This window comes from Moorena sp. SIO3I8, assembly GCF_010692325.1.
Taxonomy (GTDB): Bacteria; Cyanobacteriota; Cyanobacteriia; order Cyanobacteriales; family Coleofasciculaceae; genus Moorena.
The window spans coordinates 1-1,307 of the sequence record NZ_JAAHHW010000414.1 but is presented as its reverse complement, the minus strand read 5'-3'; the positions used below and the strand labels follow the sequence as shown (position 1 = coordinate 1,307).

At 45.5% G+C, this 1,307-nt stretch carries 2 protein-coding genes; both read left to right on the top strand.

The window, feature by feature from the left end; genetic code table 11:
• Positions 1-247, top strand: a 247-nt coding sequence (locus tag F6K51_RS37485) for a helix-turn-helix domain-containing protein (protein ID WP_293031309.1), incomplete at its 5' end; no start/stop codon positions are given.
• Between the two features lie 390 nt (positions 248-637).
• A complete protein-coding gene (locus F6K51_RS37480) occupies positions 638-892 on the top strand; it encodes a hypothetical protein (RefSeq protein WP_293031307.1) in 255 nt (84 codons plus the stop codon).
• Positions 893-1,307 lie beyond the last annotated feature (415 nt).

Below are 1,307 nucleotides of genomic sequence, written 5' to 3'. Positions count from 1 at the left end.
TTATAACCAGCACGGACCAAATGCTTTGGGCGATCGACGACACTCAAATCCGGGTTCGCCAACTCAACTCAATGATCTACAACTTGCACAACTGTGGCAAGTCCTAACCGGACCGGCTCCTGATGGAGGGTTATGGAACGGTCGTTTGGTAGCGGATTGGTTAAGTGAATTGACAGGAGTTCGGATTAGCCGTTATCGAGGATGGGAATATCTTCGGGACATGGGTTATCGCGCTATAGTCCAATGACCCCAACATCAGGAAACTTCCGAACTCCCGCCAACAGCAGTGGAAAAAAAATGACCTTTAGAGCTGGCATATCTTCAAGCCAAATACCCGATCGCAGACATTGAGGTGTGGGGAATGGACGAACATCGTTTGGGGCTACTGCCAGTGATGCGTCGAGTCTGGACAGTTGAGGGGGAACAACCAATTGCCCAGGTCAAACATCAATAGAGCGTGGTTGCGGTGCGACCCCGGTCAGGTTTCCCGACAAGGGTGAATGCGCACCAAGAGAGTGGGTCTATGCTTTTGTTCACCCGGAGTCGGGAGAAACCTATTGGTGGCTTTTGCCATTTGTGAATACACAATTGTTCAACCCTTGTATTAGCAGATTTTGCCCGAGAATTTCAATGGGGTTTGAATAAACGAGTGCTACTAGTGGTAGACCAAGCGGGATGGCACATCGCATTAGATGTGGTGTTACCTGTTGGGATTCATCGGTTTGAGCTACCGTTACATTCGACTCAGTTGCAACCTGCGGAAAGGTTGTGGCCGCTGGCTAACGAGATTGTGGCCAATCATTCCCCCAAAAATATCAACGAGGAACGAGGATTTATTGGTCTATCGTTGTCAGCAATTGCTGGGTCAGCAAGACGCTTATTGGGGGGCTGACTTGCTTTGACTGGTGGCCGAGGACCCGCCAAACCTAATTATAAGTAATCATCCGAACTTGATATTACGCATTTACAAATAGGTCATGAACAATCTTGCTGATTTCTCATAACATCAAAAACTCTTCGGAGCTCTTTCCTACTGTTCCCTCTGACCTGTTACCTTTTCCCTTTTCCTATCAATTCTATGTTTACATCTCAAATAAAAACCCTATACTTAAACACATTGTCTTGATGCAAAGCGCGAGTGGGGAGGGGCTACATCAAGACCAGACTTTGGCAAGAGGTCTAGTGATCCATCCTTCATCCTTAATAATTCTTAGTGATTTTGAATAATTCCTAGTGATTTTTAATAATTCATCCTTATTCAGTCACAATTCATACTTACTTTATAATACACCATTCACAATTCATAC